16 protein-coding genes and 3 tRNA genes are annotated in these 16716 nt (G+C 44.6%); 11 read left to right on the forward strand and 8 right to left on the reverse strand.

Features of this window, described 5'->3' with window-relative positions; genetic code table 11:
* Positions 1-15: 15 nt before the first annotated feature.
* The 4 genes from JGUZn3_RS02865 to JGUZn3_RS02880 all read right to left on the reverse strand — a co-directional run bounded on the left by JGUZn3_RS02865 (position 16) and on the right by JGUZn3_RS02880 (position 1119).
* Positions 16-90: transfer RNA gene (locus tag JGUZn3_RS02865), tRNA-Thr, on the reverse strand.
* An 87-nt stretch (positions 91-177) separates the two neighbouring features.
* Entirely contained in the window at positions 178-708 is a 531-nt protein-coding gene (gene nusG / locus JGUZn3_RS02870; RefSeq protein ID WP_203414236.1) for a transcription termination/antitermination protein NusG, read from the reverse strand.
* Between the two features lie 9 nt (positions 709-717).
* Entirely contained in the window at positions 718-912 is a 195-nt protein-coding gene (gene secE, locus JGUZn3_RS02875) for a preprotein translocase subunit SecE (protein WP_203414237.1), read from the reverse strand.
* Between the two features lie 130 nt (positions 913-1042).
* Positions 1043-1119, reverse strand: a tRNA-Trp gene (locus tag JGUZn3_RS02880).
* 219 nt (positions 1120-1338) lie between these two features.
* Here JGUZn3_RS02880 and JGUZn3_RS02885 point away from each other — a divergent pair.
* The 6 genes from JGUZn3_RS02885 to atpC all read left to right on the forward strand — a co-directional run bounded on the left by JGUZn3_RS02885 (position 1339) and on the right by atpC (position 6642).
* Positions 1339-1412, forward strand: a tRNA-Gly gene (locus JGUZn3_RS02885).
* Positions 1413-1690: 278 nt separating this feature from the next.
* On the forward strand, positions 1691-2272 hold the full coding sequence (gene atpH / locus JGUZn3_RS02890; RefSeq protein ID WP_203414238.1) for an ATP synthase F1 subunit delta: 582 nt from the start codon (positions 1691-1693) through the stop codon (positions 2270-2272).
* Positions 2272-3810 (forward strand): F0F1 ATP synthase subunit alpha, encoded by a 1539-nt coding sequence (gene atpA / locus JGUZn3_RS02895; protein WP_203414239.1) that lies wholly within the window; start codon positions 2272-2274, stop codon positions 3808-3810. Before atpH ends, atpA begins: the two co-directional genes overlap by 1 nt.
* Before the next feature lie 11 nt (positions 3811-3821).
* Positions 3822-4712, forward strand: a complete 891-nt coding sequence (locus JGUZn3_RS02900; protein ID WP_203414240.1) for a F0F1 ATP synthase subunit gamma — start codon at positions 3822-3824, stop codon at positions 4710-4712.
* Between the two features lie 31 nt (positions 4713-4743).
* Complete coding sequence (gene atpD / locus JGUZn3_RS02905) at positions 4744-6186, forward strand: F0F1 ATP synthase subunit beta (RefSeq protein ID WP_203414241.1); 1443 nt, start codon at positions 4744-4746, stop codon at positions 6184-6186.
* A 33-nt stretch (positions 6187-6219) separates the two neighbouring features.
* Positions 6220-6642 carry an ATP synthase F1 subunit epsilon gene (atpC, locus tag JGUZn3_RS02910; protein WP_203414242.1) on the forward strand — a complete coding sequence of 141 codons (423 nt, stop codon included), beginning with the start codon at positions 6220-6222 and terminating at the stop codon, positions 6640-6642.
* A 30-nt stretch (positions 6643-6672) separates the two neighbouring features.
* Here the strand turns inward: atpC and queF are convergent, their stop codons facing one another.
* The gene (gene queF / locus JGUZn3_RS02915) at positions 6673-7140 is read right to left on the reverse strand and encodes a preQ(1) synthase (RefSeq protein ID WP_203414243.1); all 468 of its coding nucleotides are present in this window, start codon (positions 7138-7140) and stop codon (positions 6673-6675) included.
* A gap of 123 nt (positions 7141-7263) precedes the next feature.
* Between queF and rnd the strand changes: the two genes are divergently transcribed.
* A complete protein-coding gene (rnd, locus tag JGUZn3_RS02920; protein ID WP_203414244.1) occupies positions 7264-8457 on the forward strand; it encodes a ribonuclease D in 1194 nt (397 codons plus the stop codon).
* A 215-nt stretch (positions 8458-8672) separates the two neighbouring features.
* A complete protein-coding gene (locus JGUZn3_RS02925) occupies positions 8673-9332 on the forward strand; it encodes a GcrA family cell cycle regulator (RefSeq protein WP_203414245.1) in 660 nt (219 codons plus the stop codon).
* Positions 9333-9413: 81 nt separating this feature from the next.
* Here the strand turns inward: JGUZn3_RS02925 and JGUZn3_RS02930 are convergent, their stop codons facing one another.
* Positions 9414-10085: a bactofilin family protein gene (locus JGUZn3_RS02930; protein ID WP_238996876.1), complete on the reverse strand. Its 672-nt coding sequence runs from the start codon at positions 10083-10085 to the stop codon at positions 9414-9416.
* A gap of 325 nt (positions 10086-10410) precedes the next feature.
* Between JGUZn3_RS02930 and JGUZn3_RS02935 the strand changes: the two genes are divergently transcribed.
* The 3 genes from JGUZn3_RS02935 (at position 10411) to JGUZn3_RS02945 (ending at position 14125) form a co-directional block, all read left to right on the forward strand.
* Complete coding sequence (locus JGUZn3_RS02935) at positions 10411-11406, forward strand: adenosine kinase (protein ID WP_238996877.1); 996 nt, start codon at positions 10411-10413, stop codon at positions 11404-11406.
* A 282-nt stretch (positions 11407-11688) separates the two neighbouring features.
* Positions 11689-13512, forward strand: a complete 1824-nt coding sequence (gene typA / locus JGUZn3_RS02940) for a translational GTPase TypA (protein ID WP_203414770.1) — start codon at positions 11689-11691, stop codon at positions 13510-13512.
* 301 nt (positions 13513-13813) lie between these two features.
* Positions 13814-14125 (forward strand): hypothetical protein, encoded by a 312-nt coding sequence (locus JGUZn3_RS02945; RefSeq protein ID WP_203414246.1) that lies wholly within the window; start codon positions 13814-13816, stop codon positions 14123-14125.
* A gap of 75 nt (positions 14126-14200) precedes the next feature.
* Here JGUZn3_RS02945 and JGUZn3_RS02950 read toward each other — a convergent pair whose 3' ends face one another.
* Positions 14201-15469, reverse strand: coding sequence for a D-amino acid dehydrogenase (locus JGUZn3_RS02950; RefSeq protein ID WP_203414247.1), 1269 nt, complete (start codon positions 15467-15469; stop codon positions 14201-14203).
* Positions 15470-15496: 27 nt separating this feature from the next.
* Positions 15497-16654 (reverse strand): alanine racemase, encoded by a 1158-nt coding sequence (alr, locus tag JGUZn3_RS02955; RefSeq protein WP_203414248.1) that lies wholly within the window; start codon positions 16652-16654, stop codon positions 15497-15499.
* Positions 16655-16716: the final 62 nt, after the last annotated feature.

Genomic DNA, 16716 nt, shown 5'->3' on the forward strand with positions numbered 1-16716 from the left:
AAATATAAGGATTTATGGTGCCGACACTCGGATTTGAACCGAGGGCCTACTGATTACGAATCAGTTGCTCTACCCCTGAGCTATGTCGGCACAAAAATGAAGAGAGCCTTTTTTGGATTATGGAAGAAAAAGGCTACGGTTTTTTAATCGTGTTTCTAAAATTCCATAAAAGATATTTTAGAGCTTTTCAACTTGATTATATTCCAAATCTACAGGCGTAGACCGACCGAAAATAGAAACGCTAACCTTTAAGCGTCCTTTTTCTTCATCAATTTCTTCAACCACACCATTAAAGGAGGTAAAGGGCCCGTCTGCAACTTTAATTTGTTCACCAATTTCAAATTGCATGGAAGGCCTTGGATTTTTAGCCCCTTCCTGGGTTTGTTTTAAGATTTGCTCAGCCTCTTTCTCAGTAATAGGAGAAGGGCGTGTTTTACTTCCTAAAAACCCTGTTATTTTAGGGGTGTTTTTAACCAGATGCCACGTATCGTCCGTGAGTTCCATTTTAATAAGAACATAGCCAGGGAAAAATTTCCGTTCCGTATTAATTTTCTGGCCTCGTCTGACTTCAATAATTTCTTCAGACGGTACAAGAATATCATCAATAAGGTCAGCCAACCCTTTTTGTTCTGCCTGCTCTTTTATATGTTGTGAAATTTTTTTCTCAAAGCCGGAATAAACATGAACAACATACCAATGCTTTGCCATGATGTTTTCTTAACCTCCAAGACCAAATAATTGACGTATACCAAGACCAATAATTTGGTCGACAAGGAAGAAAAAAACAGAAGTGACCGTTGCCATAACAACAACGGCACCTGTCGTTACCAGAGTATTGTGGCGAGAAGGCCATGTGACCTTTTTTGCTTCAGCGCGCACATCTCTTAGAAATTTCGCGGGGTGGACCTGCACGAAAAAACCTTTTTCTCAAACTGTCTTCTACTAATCTTCAAACACCCATGCACTCAAATTTAGCAGAAAATTAAAAACATTCTTGATAGTCTGAACAGTATTAACGGTGTCTTTATCAGATATCAAGACCTGGCAGGGGTGGAGGGTCTCGAACCCACAACCTCCGGTTTTGGAGACCGGCACTCTAGCCAATTGAGCTACACCCCTAAGACAAATTATACGTCAGCAATTGCTAAACGTCTATAACTCGATTCGAGCAGTGGATACATACCATGATATGAAAGCGTAGTGAATAGGGGTAATGCCCAAATTCTTCATAAACAGTCAATTCAGTGATTAAAAAAGGAGGAAGGGACAAAATATTTTTTGCTTTGGCTCTTGCCTAAAGGGGCTTTTTTTTATTATATGCAATAAAGCTTTAATCATGCGGGCGTAGCATAGTGGTAATGCTGTAGCCTTCCAAGCTACCGAGGAGGGTTCGATTCCCTTCGCCCGCTCCATAACGCTTTTAAGCGTCACCACACCCTTTGTTGGCTTATTAAACAAAATAAAATGGGTTTAAGTGCAAGGTGATGAAACTGACCAAGGGGGTCAGATTTTTATATCTCAAATGTAAAAAACAATCTCCTTATAGTCTTAAAAATCTTTACCCATAAAAGAACGTACAAGCGCCGGTTGCGTAATTAATGTATTAATGTTAGGTTGCCAGTAATTCTAGAGCTCGCTACCAATGGCTGGTAGTATTGTTTTGCATTGATATAGTGAAAGAGTAAGCGACGTGGTTTCTAACGAAATAGCGGTAGCTCCCAGTGGTTTTGTGGCTGGTAGCCTTTTTGGCCGTTATGCTACAGCCCTTTATGATGTTGCTACCGAGCATGGAAAGCTTGATGAAGTTATAGAGGAAGCCCAGGCTCTGTATCAAATCATTGAGCAAAGTAGCGATTTAAGAAACCTGTTAAATAACAGGACAATTCAGGATTCTGAAAGTCAAAAGGCCATTATGGCTATTTTAGCGCATCAGGGTTTTGGAATCATCATCAAAAATTTTATGGGCGTCATTATCCAAAATCGTAGGCTTCCTCTGACGGAAGAGTTCCTTCAGGTCTTTTTATCGCTTGTGGCTTTAAGGCGAGGTGTGGCGATTGCTGAGGTGATCAGTGCAACACCTTTAAGCGATGTTCAAAAAGCTCAGATTCAGGCTCGTTTGGTCGAGGCGGGCTATTCCCGCGTCAGCATTCAGGAAAAGGTAGAAAAATCCTTACTGGGTGGTCTTGTCTTACGTATTGGTTCTCGTTTATATGATGCAAGTCTTAAAACACGCATTTCACAATTGCATGAAAAAATGAAAGGAGCAGCGTGATGGAAATCCGTCCCGCAGAGATTTCGGATATCCTCAAGCAACAGATTGCTTCTTTTGATACTCAGGCCGATGTTACAGAAACAGGTGTTGTCCTTTCTGTTGGTGATGGTATTGCACTTGTGTATGGGCTTCAGAATGTTATGGCGGGGGAGATGGTGAATTTCCCCAATGCCAACCTCCGTGGTATGGCTCTTAATCTTGAAGCCGATAATGTCGGTGTGGTTATTTTTGGTGATGATTCCAAAATTCGTGAAGGTGATACTGTAACTCGTACAGGCGAAGTGGTTGAAGTGCCTGTGGGTAAAGGCCTGTTGGGGCGTGTCGTTGATGCCCTTGGAAACCCCATAGATGGCAAAGGCCCCCTTAAGGATGTCGAGATGCGCCGGGCAGATGTTAAAGCCCCTGGTATTATGCCTCGGCAGTCTGTTAAGGAATCCATGTTGACGGGCTATAAGGCCATTGATGCCCTGGTTCCCATTGGTCGTGGACAAAGAGAGCTGATCATTGGTGATCGTCAGACTGGAAAATCCACCATCATTATTGATACCATGATTGCCCAAAAGCCTGTCAATGCTTTAAATGACCCTAAAAAATCCCTTTATTGTATTTATGTGGCCGTTGGACAAAAGCGCTCAACTGTAGCACAGGTGGTTCGTCGCCTTGAGGAAATGGGGGCTATGGAATATAGTATTGTGGTGGCCGCTACCGCTTCTGATGCCGCACCCATGCAGTATCTTGCTCCTTATAGTGCTTGTAGTATGGGAGAATATTTCCGTGATAACGGCATGCATGCTCTCATCGGGTATGATGATCTCTCTAAGCAGGCTGTAGCTTATCGTCAGATGTCTTTGCTTTTGCGGCGTCCTCCTGCTCGTGAAGCTTATCCAGGGGATGTTTTCTTCCTGCATTCTCGCCTCTTGGAGAGAGCTGCCAAAATGTCGGATGAGCATGGAGCAGGGTCTTTGACAGCTTTGCCCATTATCGAGACTCAGGCAGGCGATGTTTCAGCTTATATTCCAACAAACGTTATTTCTATTACTGATGGGCAGGTCTTTTTGGAAAGTGATCTGTTCTATCGCGGGATTCGCCCTGCGGTTAATGTAGGGCTTTCCGTTTCTCGTGTTGGATCTTCAGCTCAAACAAAAGCTATGAAGCAAGTGGCAGGCCGGATTAAGCTTGATTTGGCCCAATATCGGGAAATGGCGTCTTTTGCCCAGTTTGCTTCAGATTTGGATGCTTCGACCCAACAGCTTCTTGCTCGGGGTGCACGATTGACAGAATTGTTGAAGCAGCCAGAAAATTCTCCACTTCCTTTTGAAGAACAGGTTGTGGTTCTATATGCTGGTGTTCATGGGTATTTGGATAAAGTCGAAGTTGAAAAAGTTGTTTCTTTTGAAAAACAATATCTGCAGGAGATTAGAACATTAGGGTCTAATATTCTTGAAGATATTAGAAGCAAACAGGAGCTGACGAAAGAGACGGAAGAAAAATTAACCACTTTTGTTAAAGATTTTTCTGCAAAATTTACTGGTAAGTAGGGGCAAGATCAATGGCCTCTTTAAAAGAGTTACAGCGGCGTATTGCCAGCGTAAAATCGACGAGAAAAATTACCAGTGCCATGAAGGTTGTTGCGGCAGCCAAATTGCGACGAGCCCAGGCAAGGGCAGAAGAAGCGCGGCCCTATGCTGAAGCTTTGGAAAACATGCTTAGGCGCGTTGGACAGGCCGTTTCTCAGCAGGCAAATCTTTCTCCGCTTATTTCTGGCACAGGGAGGGAGGCGATTCACCTTCTGCTTCCCATTACAAGCGATAGAGGGCTTGCTGGCGGCTTTAACGCCAATATCAACCGGAAAACGCGGCAAATGGTTAAGGCGCTTCAGGCCGAGGGAAAAACTGTAAAATTATTTCCTGTGGGAAAGAAAGGGACAGATTTTCTTAAAAGAGAATTTTCTGACATTATTATTGAAAGCCGGGATGGAACAGGGGGTAAGGATGTTGCGTTTGACTATGCACAGTCTTTGGCTACCCGGATAGAGACCCTTTATAAGGAAGGGGTGTTTGATATTTGTACAGTGGTCTATAATCGCTTTAAAAACGTTATGACACAAATCCCTACAGAATTGCAGCTTATTCCTCTTTCTCATGCGGATAAGGTTGAAGAGGCAGCAAGCCAGAAAGTGGAAGAGGCTCAATACGAATTTGAACCTGATGAGCAGACCATTCTTGATCAGCTTTTGCCGAAAAACCTGCAAATTCAGATTTTTGCAGCATTGCTGGAATCTGCAGCAGGTGAACAAGGGGCTCGCATGTCTGCTATGGATGGCGCAACACGGAATGCTGGCAAATCTATCGATCGCCTCTCGTTGCAGTATAATACTACACGACAAGCTAATATTACTAACCAACTTATAGAGATTATCTCGGGCGCTAATACCGTCTGAGCCGTTTTCGCCTGACAGGAGCTGTATTATCATGGCAGATACACAGAAAAGCAATTCAGTCGGTCGCGTCACCCAGATTAAAGGGGCTGTCGTGGATGTTCAGTTTAGTGGGGACCTTCCCTTCATTCTTAACGCCTTAACCTGCGAGATTGATGGCCGCAAGTTAATTATGGAAGTTGCCCAGGAAATAGGTGACCGTGAGGTTCGCTGTATTGCCATGGATTCCACAGATGGTTTAACCCGTGGAACTGAAGTGACAGACACGGGAGCCCCTATTACTGTACCTGTCGGGGCGGGCACCCTTGGTCGCATTATGAATGTGGTAGGGGATCCTATTGATGAGCGGGGCCCTGTTCCTGCTGATAAGCGCTATTCAATTCATCGCCAGGCACCAGCTTTTGATGAACAAGCAGCAAATGCAGAAATTCTCGTTACTGGTATTAAGGTGGTTGATCTGCTCTGCCCTTATTTGAAGGGGGGAAAGATTGGCCTCTTCGGTGGGGCCGGTGTAGGAAAAACCGTTCTTATTCAGGAACTTATCAATAACATCGCCAAGGGGCACGGGGGTGTTTCTGTTTTTGCGGGTGTAGGGGAACGAACTCGTGAAGGAAATGACCTCTACCACGAAATGATCGATGCGGGTGTTATCAAGGTAAATGAAAATGACACCGAAGGCTCTAAAGTGGCCCTCGTGTATGGGCAGATGAATGAACCCCCGGGTGCTCGTGCGCGTGTGGCTCTTTCTGGCCTGTCAGTGGCCGAATATTTTCGAGATGAAGGTGGCCAGGACGTTCTTTTCTTTGTGGATAACATTTTCCGTTTTACTCAGGCAGGAGCAGAAGTCTCGGCGTTGTTGGGGCGCATTCCTTCTGCGGTGGGGTATCAACCTACCCTGGCCACAGAAATGGGCGCTCTTCAGGAGCGCATTACCTCCACTAAAAAAGGGTCTATTACCTCTGTGCAGGCAGTCTATGTTCCTGCTGACGATTTAACAGATCCTGCGCCAGCGACAACTTTTGCCCATTTGGATGCGACAACTGTTCTCAACCGTTCTATTGCTGAGTTAGGAATTTACCCCGCTGTAGATCCGCTGGATTCGACCTCGCGTTCTCTTGATCCTAAAATTGTAGGGGAAGAACATTATCAGGTTGCCCGTGATGTGCAGCGTATCCTTCAGACTTATAAATCCCTGCAGGATATTATTGCCATTTTGGGAATGGATGAGCTTTCAGAAGATGATAAGCTTGTTGTAGCCCGTGCCCGGCGTATTCAGCGTTTCCTTTCTCAACCCTTCCATGTGGGAGAAGTCTTTACAGGTATTCCTGGCCGCCTTGTTTCTGTTGAAGATACAGTACGATCATTTAAGGCGATTGTGGCGGGTGAATATGACCATTTGCCTGAAAGCGCCTTTTATATGGTGGGTTCTATTGAAGAAGCTGTAGCCAAGGCAGAAAGAATGAAAGAGAATGTATAACGACTATCATGTCTTGATGTAGGAGGTTAGGCTATGGCCATAAAGGTTGAAATTGTCAGCCCTTTAAAAAAAATATTGGCTCGTAATGCAGATATGGTGGTGATCCCTGGGAGTGAGGGTGATATAGCTGCCATGCCTGGCCATAGCCCTGTTTTGCTGGCCTTGCGTGGTGGAGTGGTTGATGTTTATGAGAAGGAAAAAATTGTAGAGAGCTATTTTGTTGAAAAAGGCTTTGCTGAGATCACACAGGATGCTTGTACAATTTTAACTGATTCTGCCGTAAATGTGAAAGCCATTGATGTAGCCGCTGCTGAAAAGAGATTACAGGCTGCTGAAGAAGCTTACCATAATACTGTTGATAAGAACGATTATAAGATTCTAGCATCTTTATTTGAAGAAATGCAGATTGCTTCTGCCCAGAAGGACGCTACGACAAGAAAACTCCCCTACTCGTAAAATAAGCGAGAGAAGAGAGAGGGGGCTGTTCTACCCCCTGCCCCGATAAGGGGGAACATTTTGATTGGGAATCCAAACCTTATCTGGTGGGGGTGCTGTTTGCCAGAAGATATCTATTGGTATACCGCCACGGGGGTACCAATACCCTCCTATTCGTAACCAGAAGGGTTCAAGATGTTTTATAAGAGCGGCGGCAATATCAAGGGTACAGGCCTCATGAAAAGCCCCGTGGTTTCTAAAGCTATGCAGGTAGAGCTTTAAGGATTTGCTTTCTACAATCCATTTTTGAGGAATGTAATCAATAACAATATGCGCAAAATCTGGCTGCCCAGTAATGGGGCAGAGAGAGGTAAATTCTGGCGCTGTAAAGCGAATAAGGTATTTTTTCCCCTGATGAGGAGCTTCTACACGTTCTAAGGTGGCCTGCTCGGGAGATGCTGGAAGTTGTGTAGGTTGGCCAAGTTGGGTCAGAGAGGGGTGGGAGGATTTTGTTTTCATAAGGGATTCTGTTAAATGGTTCTCATAGAATATCTTGTGGAAAAATTACCAAAATGCTTTTTAGCATGAACCATGCTTTATACAAAAAGAATAAAGCTTAGCAAATATGTTAGACAAAAGAGTATGAGTCCAAAAATTTCAAATCATGATTTTCCTGCACCTAAGTTGATCACAACCTCCGCGGAGTTAAGGGAGGTTTTATTAAAACTCAACCAGGAAGAATTTGTTACTATTGATACGGAATTTATAAGAGAACATCATTATTGGCCACAATTATGTCTTCTCCAGCTAGCCGGAGAGCATGATGTTATTTTAATAGATGCCCTTTCGATCCAGTTGGATCTTTCTCTTATGAAAGATTTTTTAAAAAATCCTGAAATCACCAAAGTTTTTCATGCAGCAGGTCAGGATTTAGAGATATTTTACAAGCTTTTTGGCTTTCTGCCAGCAACCTTGTTTGATACGCAAATAGCGGCAATGGTGGCGGGTTTTGGAGAACAGATTGGCTACGATAATCTTGTTATGTCTCTGTTGGGTGTCAGTATCAGTAAAAAATACAGATTTAGTGACTGGGCAGTGCGCCCCCTTTCTTTGGAGCAAATTGGGTATGCGGCAGCTGATGTGACGTATCTACGGCTTGTTTATAAGAAATTAAAGGAAATTCTGATCAAAGAACGTCGTATAGATTGGATACAGACCGAAATGGAGCAGCTTTCCCGCCCAGAGAAATTTTTGGCTGACCCCGCTAAAATGTGGGAAAAAATTCGGATAAAAACGCGTGATCGTAAAGTCCTTACTGTTTTACAAGCCCTTGCTGGGTGGAGAGAGCAGGAAGCCCAGAGGCAAGATGTTCCCCGCCAGAAGGTTATAAAAGATGATAGCTTGGTGGAAGTTGCTCAAATGCAGCCTCAAACCGTAGAGAAGCTTGAAAAAATACGCGGAATTCCCAAGGATTTGGCTTTTGGTTCCACGGGAAAAGCGATAATAGAGGTGATTGCTACGGCTATTTCCCTGCCTTCGGAGCTTCAGGTTAAGCTACCCGAACGGAAAGACCAGCCTAAATCGATGGTTAATCTTTTTTCTCTGTTAAAAGTTTTGCTTGCTCATCGTTGTGAAGAGTTTAGGGTAGCACCGAGGTTGGTTGCAACAACAGAAGATCTTGAACAGCTCGTCAATTATGGTGAAAAAGCCAATACACCCGTGTTACAAGGCTGGAGAAAAACTGTATTTGGGGAGGAGGCTCTAGCCTTGTGCCAAGGGAAGCTGGCATTAACGGCCAATCAGAAACATGTTGAAGTGGTAAAAGCAGAATTTTGAATAAAAGATCAAATGAGGGTCGCCGAGATGTTTGTAATTTTGGCGTGGCTCACCTAATTTTAGGATACGATAAAATTTTGTCGAAGTTTGTTTTTTATCTATGAGATTGAGCATTTATGGATATAACTTGTCGTCTTGACTATGTTATTTCGACGTTAACGTTTGGGGATAGTCCAATTGGGATATTCTTTTTTGGAAGTGGGGGAGTACGTTGAATGGAATGGACAGAAGAGACAATTGCCCGTCTTCGGGCTTTATGGGATGAGGGTCTGTCCACGGCGGAGATTGGGCGACAGCTCTCCATTACGAAAAATGCCGTGGTGGGGAAGGCCCATCGTTTAGGACTTCCTTCGCGCCCCTCACCTATTCGGCGGTCTTCTACAAAAACTGTTGAAAAGGGTGTAGAGAAAGAGAAAAAGGAGCAGCTGATTGAGGGGAAAGGGGAGGCTTCTCCCATTCAAGTAAAAGAAGAGCTAAGCCATCAGGCCTCTCAACCTGAGAAGAAACAGGTTCCAGAGCCAAAACCTCTAGATGCCAGAAAAGAGGAACTGGTCATGGCGGAAGCCAGTGTGGGTTTAAAGGAAAAGCCTTCGAAGATTAGTGATGCGGTTGCAGTAGAAGAGGAGAAAAAGCCAACACGAACCTCTGTGGAGGCTAAGGCTGAACCTAAAAAGAGCCCCCCTGCACCTAGGCAGAAAAAGCAAAAGGATGATGTCATTAATCTCACCAAGCGGGCTGCGACCTGTTGTTGGCCCATTGGGGACCCAGGAACTAAGGGGTTTCGGTTTTGTGGGAAGGAAGCTTTGCCCGGCAAACCCTACTGTTTTGAGCATGCCCAGATTGCTTATGTCAAATTACGAGAAAGAAGTTCATAAAAAAAATCCCCATCATAAAAGGTGGGGGATTTTCGCTTATAGTAAAAATTTTTATAAAGTCAGTAGGGCTAACTCTTATCTTTAGGAGACAACAGGTTCCATAGAAGGGGCTGGAGTTGTTTCTTTTTTAGAGGAGCTGGATTCAGAAGAAAAAGATTTTTCAGAAGTTTCTGTAATCATTTCCATCTGGCCGCTAACCTGCCCACCTTCTTCGACCTGTAATTTTTTACAACGGGCATGCCCAACAATCTGCCCTGTAGAATGGATGGTAAGGTTTTTACTGGCAGTAAGGGTGCCGTCCATTTTGCCATAAATCTCGGCGTTTTCTACTTCAATATTTCCTCTGAATACGCCACCCTTGGCAATGGAAATTTCTGTGGCCTTAATATTTTCTGCCTCAACCTCGCCTTCTACAACGAGCTGTTCAGCATTTTCAATATTACCCTTTACACTAATTCCCAACCCAACGGTAAGGGTTCTGCGGGTTGCAGCATTAGGTTGTGATTGGCTTGCCAAGGTGGGGTTAGAGAGAGTATTTCCAACCCCTCGTGCCGAACCAGTTGGAGGAGTGGCCAAGGGAGAAGAGCTAGGAAAGGGAGAAGCAGGACGGTTCATTAAGTTTAAATCCTTATTAGTTGACGTTTCTGGAGAAGAAGAACTTTCGGAAGAGGAGAACAGGGGCGAGGGAGTGCTATTTCCTGTAGAAAGTGTGTTGAGAAGTTCATTAGACTCATTTTTACGTTTTCTAAACAATTTTTACCCCCTTCGCGTATTCAGGAACAGTTAAATAATGGCACCGGATTAAACAGAAATTACCTTCTATTTAAAACTTACACAGGCATAGTAAGACAGCAAGTGGAAAATATATTTTTTTTAGTTTATATGCTAGTTTTATATGCCCTGGATAGACCCATAAGCGCACCATGGGCCTAAAAGTAGATTTTATAAGGAAAATTTATAAGAAAGAGAAGGCTCGGTTCAGAGTTTTATTTACCCTTTGTATTTTTGATAATGCCAATAAGGAAAGAGTTACCTTCTTGTGGAAGGGAACCATTTTGCTACAGAAAGGAATTCCCACGTGGAGAGCATAAACCATACCGCAAACTTTGACCTCGTAGGAATTGGCAATGCCATAGTCGATGTTCAGGCCCCTATAGAGGCTTCCTTTCTAGAAGAGCATGGCATGGTTCCCGGTAGCATGACCTTGATAGATGCAGCAACAGCAAAAAGCCTTTATGCAAAAATTCATCCTATAGAGCAAACTGGTGGGGGGTCTGTGGCCAATAGTTGTGTGGCTGCTGCTCGTTTAGGGGTTAAAGCAGCCTTTTTGGGAAAAGTTGCAAATGATGAGCTTGGGAAAAAATATGCAGAAGATATGAGGCTTTCGGGCGTTTATTGCCCCCCGACCCTTCTAGACTCTCAAAATAGTACAGAGAGCACGGCCGTCTGCCTGATTGTGATTACTGCCGATGGGCAGAGAACTATGAATACCTATTTAGGGATATGTACAAAATTTGGTGAACCCGACCTTGATGAGGCCCTTATTGCCCAAAGTCGTATTCTTTATCTTGAAGGGTATTTGTTTGATACAGAGCCTGCGAAAAAAGCCTTTTATAAGGCTGCAGAAATTGCTCATAAAGCAGGTCGTAAGGTTGCCCTTTCTCTTTCTGACTCCTTTTGTGTTGAAAGGCACCGGCAAGATTTCCGAGCTTTGGTATCTGGGCATATCGATCTTCTTTTTGCGAATGAAAATGAGATATGCTCCCTTTATGAGACCTCAAATTTCGAAGACGCTGCGAACGCTGTTAATCAGGAGACAGATTTTGCCGTTTTAACTCGCTCAGAAAAAGGGAGCCTCATTTTGTGCAAGGGGGAAAGAACAGCGATAGAGCCCTTACCGGTTAAGGTGGTTGATACCACCGGTGCAGGTGATGCTTACGCTGCAGGTTTTTTGAGTGGGTTTCTCAAGGGGAGACCCCTAAAGGAATGTGGTTTTTTGGGAAGTCGGGCAGCATCAGAGGTTATTTCTCATTTTGGCCCTCGCCTATCTTCGTCTTTTTCTGAAATGGCATAACGCTTTGTTTGGTTAATATTCTCCCAAAGAGGGACCTTGCTATGTTATGGTTTTGTTAAAAAGCTTGCATAAAGGGCTGCAGGTGCTTTGCCACAACCAAAAGAGTAAAAATTTTTCGTGCATTTTTTCTAAATAGGCTTTATCCAAGTCAGCAGAGATATTTCCCTGTTTAAGTGAGTATTTGGCCACCAACATGCCCGCTCCCTTATCGGTTAAAGGGGAAAGGCCCGTAAGGCCGTTTTTTTAGATTGTTTTTGTAAAGAAGGTTTGAGTCAAAACGTTATGGATATACGCAATATTGCAATTATTGCCCATGTTGATCATGGCAAAACAACACTTGTGGACCAGCTTTTAAAACAATCCGGTGCCTTTCGCGAAAACCAGCATGTAGCCGAGCGGGCTATGGATAGTAACGATCTAGAACGTGAACGCGGCATTACGATTTTGGCCAAATGTACTTCTGTTGTCTGGAATGATATTCGGATCAATATTATCGATACACCAGGCCATGCTGATTTCGGCGGGGAAGTGGAGCGTATTCTTAGCATGGTTGATGGTGCCATTGTGCTCGTGGATGCTGCTGAAGGTGCTTTGCCACAAACCAAATTTGTTGTGGGAAAAGCCTTAGCTCGTGGCCTTAAACCCATTGTGGTGATTAACAAGGTTGACAGAAGCGATGCCCGCCCCGATGAAGTCCATGACGAGGTTTTTGACCTGTTTGCGGCCTTAGGTGCCAATGATGAGCAGCTGGACTTCCCGATGCTTTATGCCTCTGGCCGTCAAGGGTGGGCAGATAAAACCCTAGAAGGTGCCCGTAAGGATCTTTCTGACCTGTTTTCCCTGGTTGTAGAGCATGTTCCTGCCCCAGGTTTGGATAAAACAAAACCTTTTGCCATGATCGCAACCATTCTTGAATATGATAACTTCCTTGGGCGTGTGCTAACGGGCCGTATTGAGCAAGGGAAAGCCACCATGAACATGCCTGTAAGGGTTTTGCGGGCAGATGGGTCTACGGTGGAAACCGGGCGGTTAACCAAGCTGCTTTCGTTTCGTGGCCTTGATCGCGTGCCTGTGGACGAAGCCCAGGCGGGCGATATTATTGCCGTTGCAGGTCTTTCGGATGCCACCATTCCCGATACAATAGCAGCGATGGAGGTTGATCAACCTCTTTCGGCAATTCCTATTGATCCCCCTACCCTCTCTATGACTTTTCGCCTCAATGATGGCCCCTTAGGCGGAAGGGAAGGTAAAAAAGTTACATCCCGTCAGATCCGTGATCGGTTGATGAAGGAAGTGGAAGGCAACGTGGCTATCCGTGTGACAGACAGCCCAGAAAGTGAAGCTTTTGAAGTGGCGGGCCGCGGAGAACTCCAATTGGGAGTGTTAATTGAGACCATGCGCCGCGAAGGGTTTGAGTTGACCATAGGCAGGCCCAAAGTGCTGACCCGGGTGAATGAAGAAACCGGAGAGAGGGAGGAGCCCTTCGAAGAAGTCTTGATTGATGTGGACGAGCCCTATTCCGGTGTTGTGGTTGAAAAGCTTTCTCTTCGGAAAGGGGTTATGCAAGATATGCGCCCTTCTGGTGGTGATAAGGTGCGGTTAACCTTTCTTATCCCTTCACGGGGTCTTATTGGTTATCATAATGAATTTTTAACCGATACCCGTGGAACCGGGATTATGAACCGTCTGTTTTCTGGCTATCATCCATGGGCTGGGCCTATTGAAGGGCGCAGAAACGGCTCTCTCATTTCATCTGAAAATGGTGAGGCCGTGCAGTATTCTTTATTTTCTTTGCAGGATAGGGGGGTCTTATTTGTTAACCCAGGAGATAAAGTATATGTGGGTATGATTATTGGTGAGCACTCACGGGATTCAGACCTTGAGGTTAACCCCATAAAAGAAAAGAAGCTTACCAATATCCGTGCTGCTGGTAAGGATGAGGCCTTGCTTTTAACGCCCCCCCGTAGAATGAGCCTAGAACAGGCTATTGCTTATATTGAAGATGATGAACTTGTGGAGGTTACCCCTTCAGCGATTCGTATCCGGAAGCGTTATTTGGATCCCAATGAGCGCAAAAGGATGGAAAAAAAGGGAAGTAACACTTAGAGGGCTATCACTTTTTTGTGATAATCAGGAAAAAACTTTGGTGGTTGCCTTAATAAATTCTTATTTTTTACCGTAGTTTCTCTTTTTGTTCTTATTAGACATGATTCGTAATGTTTAAAAATGAAGAATAAGTTGTAATTTTGGCAAGGGTATAAGAAAATTTATGCTTTTTAAAAATTTATTAGGCGACGACCGTAAAACAATGTGGTAAGGATGTTGATCAAGACGGGCTTCCTTATAAGTTTTACGGGAACAGTCTGGAATGTTTTTTTGATCACGGTCCCAGATGGGAGAATTAAAGATGAAATTTTCACTGCGCAATACACTTGCTGTTCTTTCTACAGTTTCAATGATGGGCTTTGTTGCTCCTGCTTTTGCACAAGATGCTGAAGCACCACCACCTCCACCACCACCTGCTTCTACTTCTACCGCAGCACCAGAAGCTGCTCCTCCTGCAGCTCCTACAGGCCACGATAACATGAGCCATGACAATACTGGTCATGAGAACACGGGCAAGCACCATGGTAAAAAGCATGGCAAGCATCATGGTAAGCACCACAGCAAAAAACATGCTGCTTCCTCTGACAATGGCGACGAGGCTGCTGCACAGTAATCTTGGTTAATTTATTAATCAGATTAAAAAAGGCTGCCATTTTGGCAGCCTTTTTTATCGTTGGTTTTATAAAAATTATATCCAGGCGTTTTTATATCGTTCCAAAGAAAGATCCTGGGAGGGAATTTCAGTCTTCTTTTGGTTGACCATATCAGTAATAAGTCGCCCGGAACCACAAGCCATTGTCCAGCCTAAGGTACCGTGGCCAGTGTTGAGCCATAGGTTTTTAAATTTCCCGCTATTGCCAATAATCGGTGTTCCATCAGGTGTAGCAGGTCGTAGTCCTGTCCAGAAGGTGGCTTTGGAGAAGTCTGTGGGGCCAAATAAGTCTGAAAAGGAGGTTTCCAATGGAAGGCGCCTGTTATGGTGTAGGCTTAAATCATAACCTGCAAGTTCTGCTGTTCCCCCGATACGGATATGATTGCCCAGGCGTGTGATGGCCACTTTATAGGTTTCGTCGTTGACGGTAGAAACCGGGGCTGCTTCTGGGTTCGTGAGCGGTAAAGTCAGGGAATATCCCTTGATGGGAAACAGGGGAACGTCTAGCTTAAGGGGTTTTAGGAGAAGAGAAGAATAGCTGCCAGCAGCAAGAATATAAGAGTCTGCTGTCATACGGCCAGAGCTGGTTCTGATAGACAGAATCGAATTCGAGGTTGCCTCAAGAGCCTCTATGGTGGTGTTGTACTGAAAAACAACGCCCAGCTCCTCAGCCATTTGGGCCAGTTTTTTGGTAAATTTATAGGCATTGCCCGATTCATCGCCAGGAATATAAAGCCCTCCTTTAAGAAGAGATTGGGCGTTGGCTAGACCAGGTTCATGCTCAATAATGCTTTTTGTATCGAGAAGTGAATGCTCAATATGATAGAGCGACAATAAACGCATGTCATTATAGGCGTTATCAAGTTGCTGGGAGGTACGGAAAAGTTGGATAAGGCCTTTTTGGCTATTATCATACTGAATGCCTGTTTCCTGGCGTAATTCATCAAGGCATGTTTTGCTGTATTGAGCGACGCGGAGCATACGGCCCTTGTTAACGTCAAAATGGTGTCTGTTACAGTTAGCAGCAAACAGCAAAAGCCATTTGAACATAGCAGGGTCAAGACGCGGGGTAATCTTTAAGGGGCTATGCTTTGGGTCTTTCAACCACTCGAAGAGTTTACCAGGAAGAGAAGGTGAAGCCCACGGCGTGGAATACCCAGGAGAAACCTGACCAGCATTCGCAAAAGATGTTTCCTTGGCAGGGCCATCTCTTCTGTCCAACACAATAACCTCATGGCCGGATTTTGCCAAATAATAAGCAGAGGTAACCCCAATAACACCGGCACCCAGAATAATAATTTTCACAATAAATATTCCTGTTGATTCAATAAGTTAGAAATGTCTGGCCCTATACGAATAGTTTTTATAAAGGCGCCCATCAAGAGCAGTGAGTATTTCATACCCGATAGTCTTAGCGGCTTCTCCTACACAATCAAGGGGAATATTTGCACCAATAAGCTCAATCATGCTGCCTTCAGTGAGGAGATGCTCGGGGAGGGCTGAAATGTTGACACATAGGCAGTCCATGGAGATATTGCCAATAATTGGTAATTTTGTTTCTGGGGAAGCAGGCGCAACAGCAAAGCCTTTATTGCTCAGGATCCGAAAAAAACCATCGGCATATCCAATGCTGACTATAGCTATGCGTGCAGGCCCAGAGGTGATATGAGTGCCATTATACCCAATAGCGGAGTAAGGGTTAACCTTGCGGATCTGTATAATTTTTCCGCTAACAGTAATTACATTTTCCATAGGGTTAGGGTGGGCAGGGGTTGGGTTTATTCCATAAAGGGCAGCGCCAGGGCGCACCATATCCAACTGCCATTCCGGCCCTAGAAAAATCCCACTGGAAGCAGCAAGACTTAGGGGAGCATTCGGAAAAAAAGCTGCTAGTTTTTTAAATTTTAAAAGCTGGGCAGAATTTGTGGGGTTGTGAGGATCGGCAGCACAGGCAAGATGGCTGATAACAAATTTCACGTCTAGGAATTTCAGCCAGTTTTCTTCTGTCTGAAGATGAAGAACGTCCTCTTCTGAAAGGCCCAGCCGATGCATACCACTATCAAGCTGGATAATAGCGGGTAAGGGTGTGGCGTTTTTTTGGGCCAGGGTTTGCCAGTTTTTATATTGCTGGACAGTGTTTAAAACCGGCGTAATATTATGAGTTATAAATTGAGTGGCGGCTTCGGAGATAAGGCCATTGAGCACAAAAATTTGTGCTTCGTGGGAAAGAACCTTACGTAAGGAAATACCCTCTTGCAGGTGGGCCACAAAAAAATGGCGGCAATGGCCTTGTTGTTCCAGTAAGGGAGCAATTTTTTCTGCCCCTAACCCATAGGCGTTGGCCTTTAAAACGGCAGAAGTAATGCTATGAGGAGCTTTTTGGCATAATTGTCGATAGTTAGAAAGGATCGCATTCAGGTTGATCTGAAGAAGCCCGTAGGCCAAATCGGCAGAGGAGGAATTTTTCAAAGACGGGTCATGCCTGTTCATAAAAAATCCCTACCTGTTGATGTCTTAAGGAAGATGTGACCTTTTATAGCACCAATCTAGGG

Source organism: Entomobacter blattae, from assembly GCF_014672835.1.
GTDB lineage: Bacteria > Pseudomonadota > Alphaproteobacteria > Acetobacterales > Acetobacteraceae > Entomobacter > Entomobacter blattae.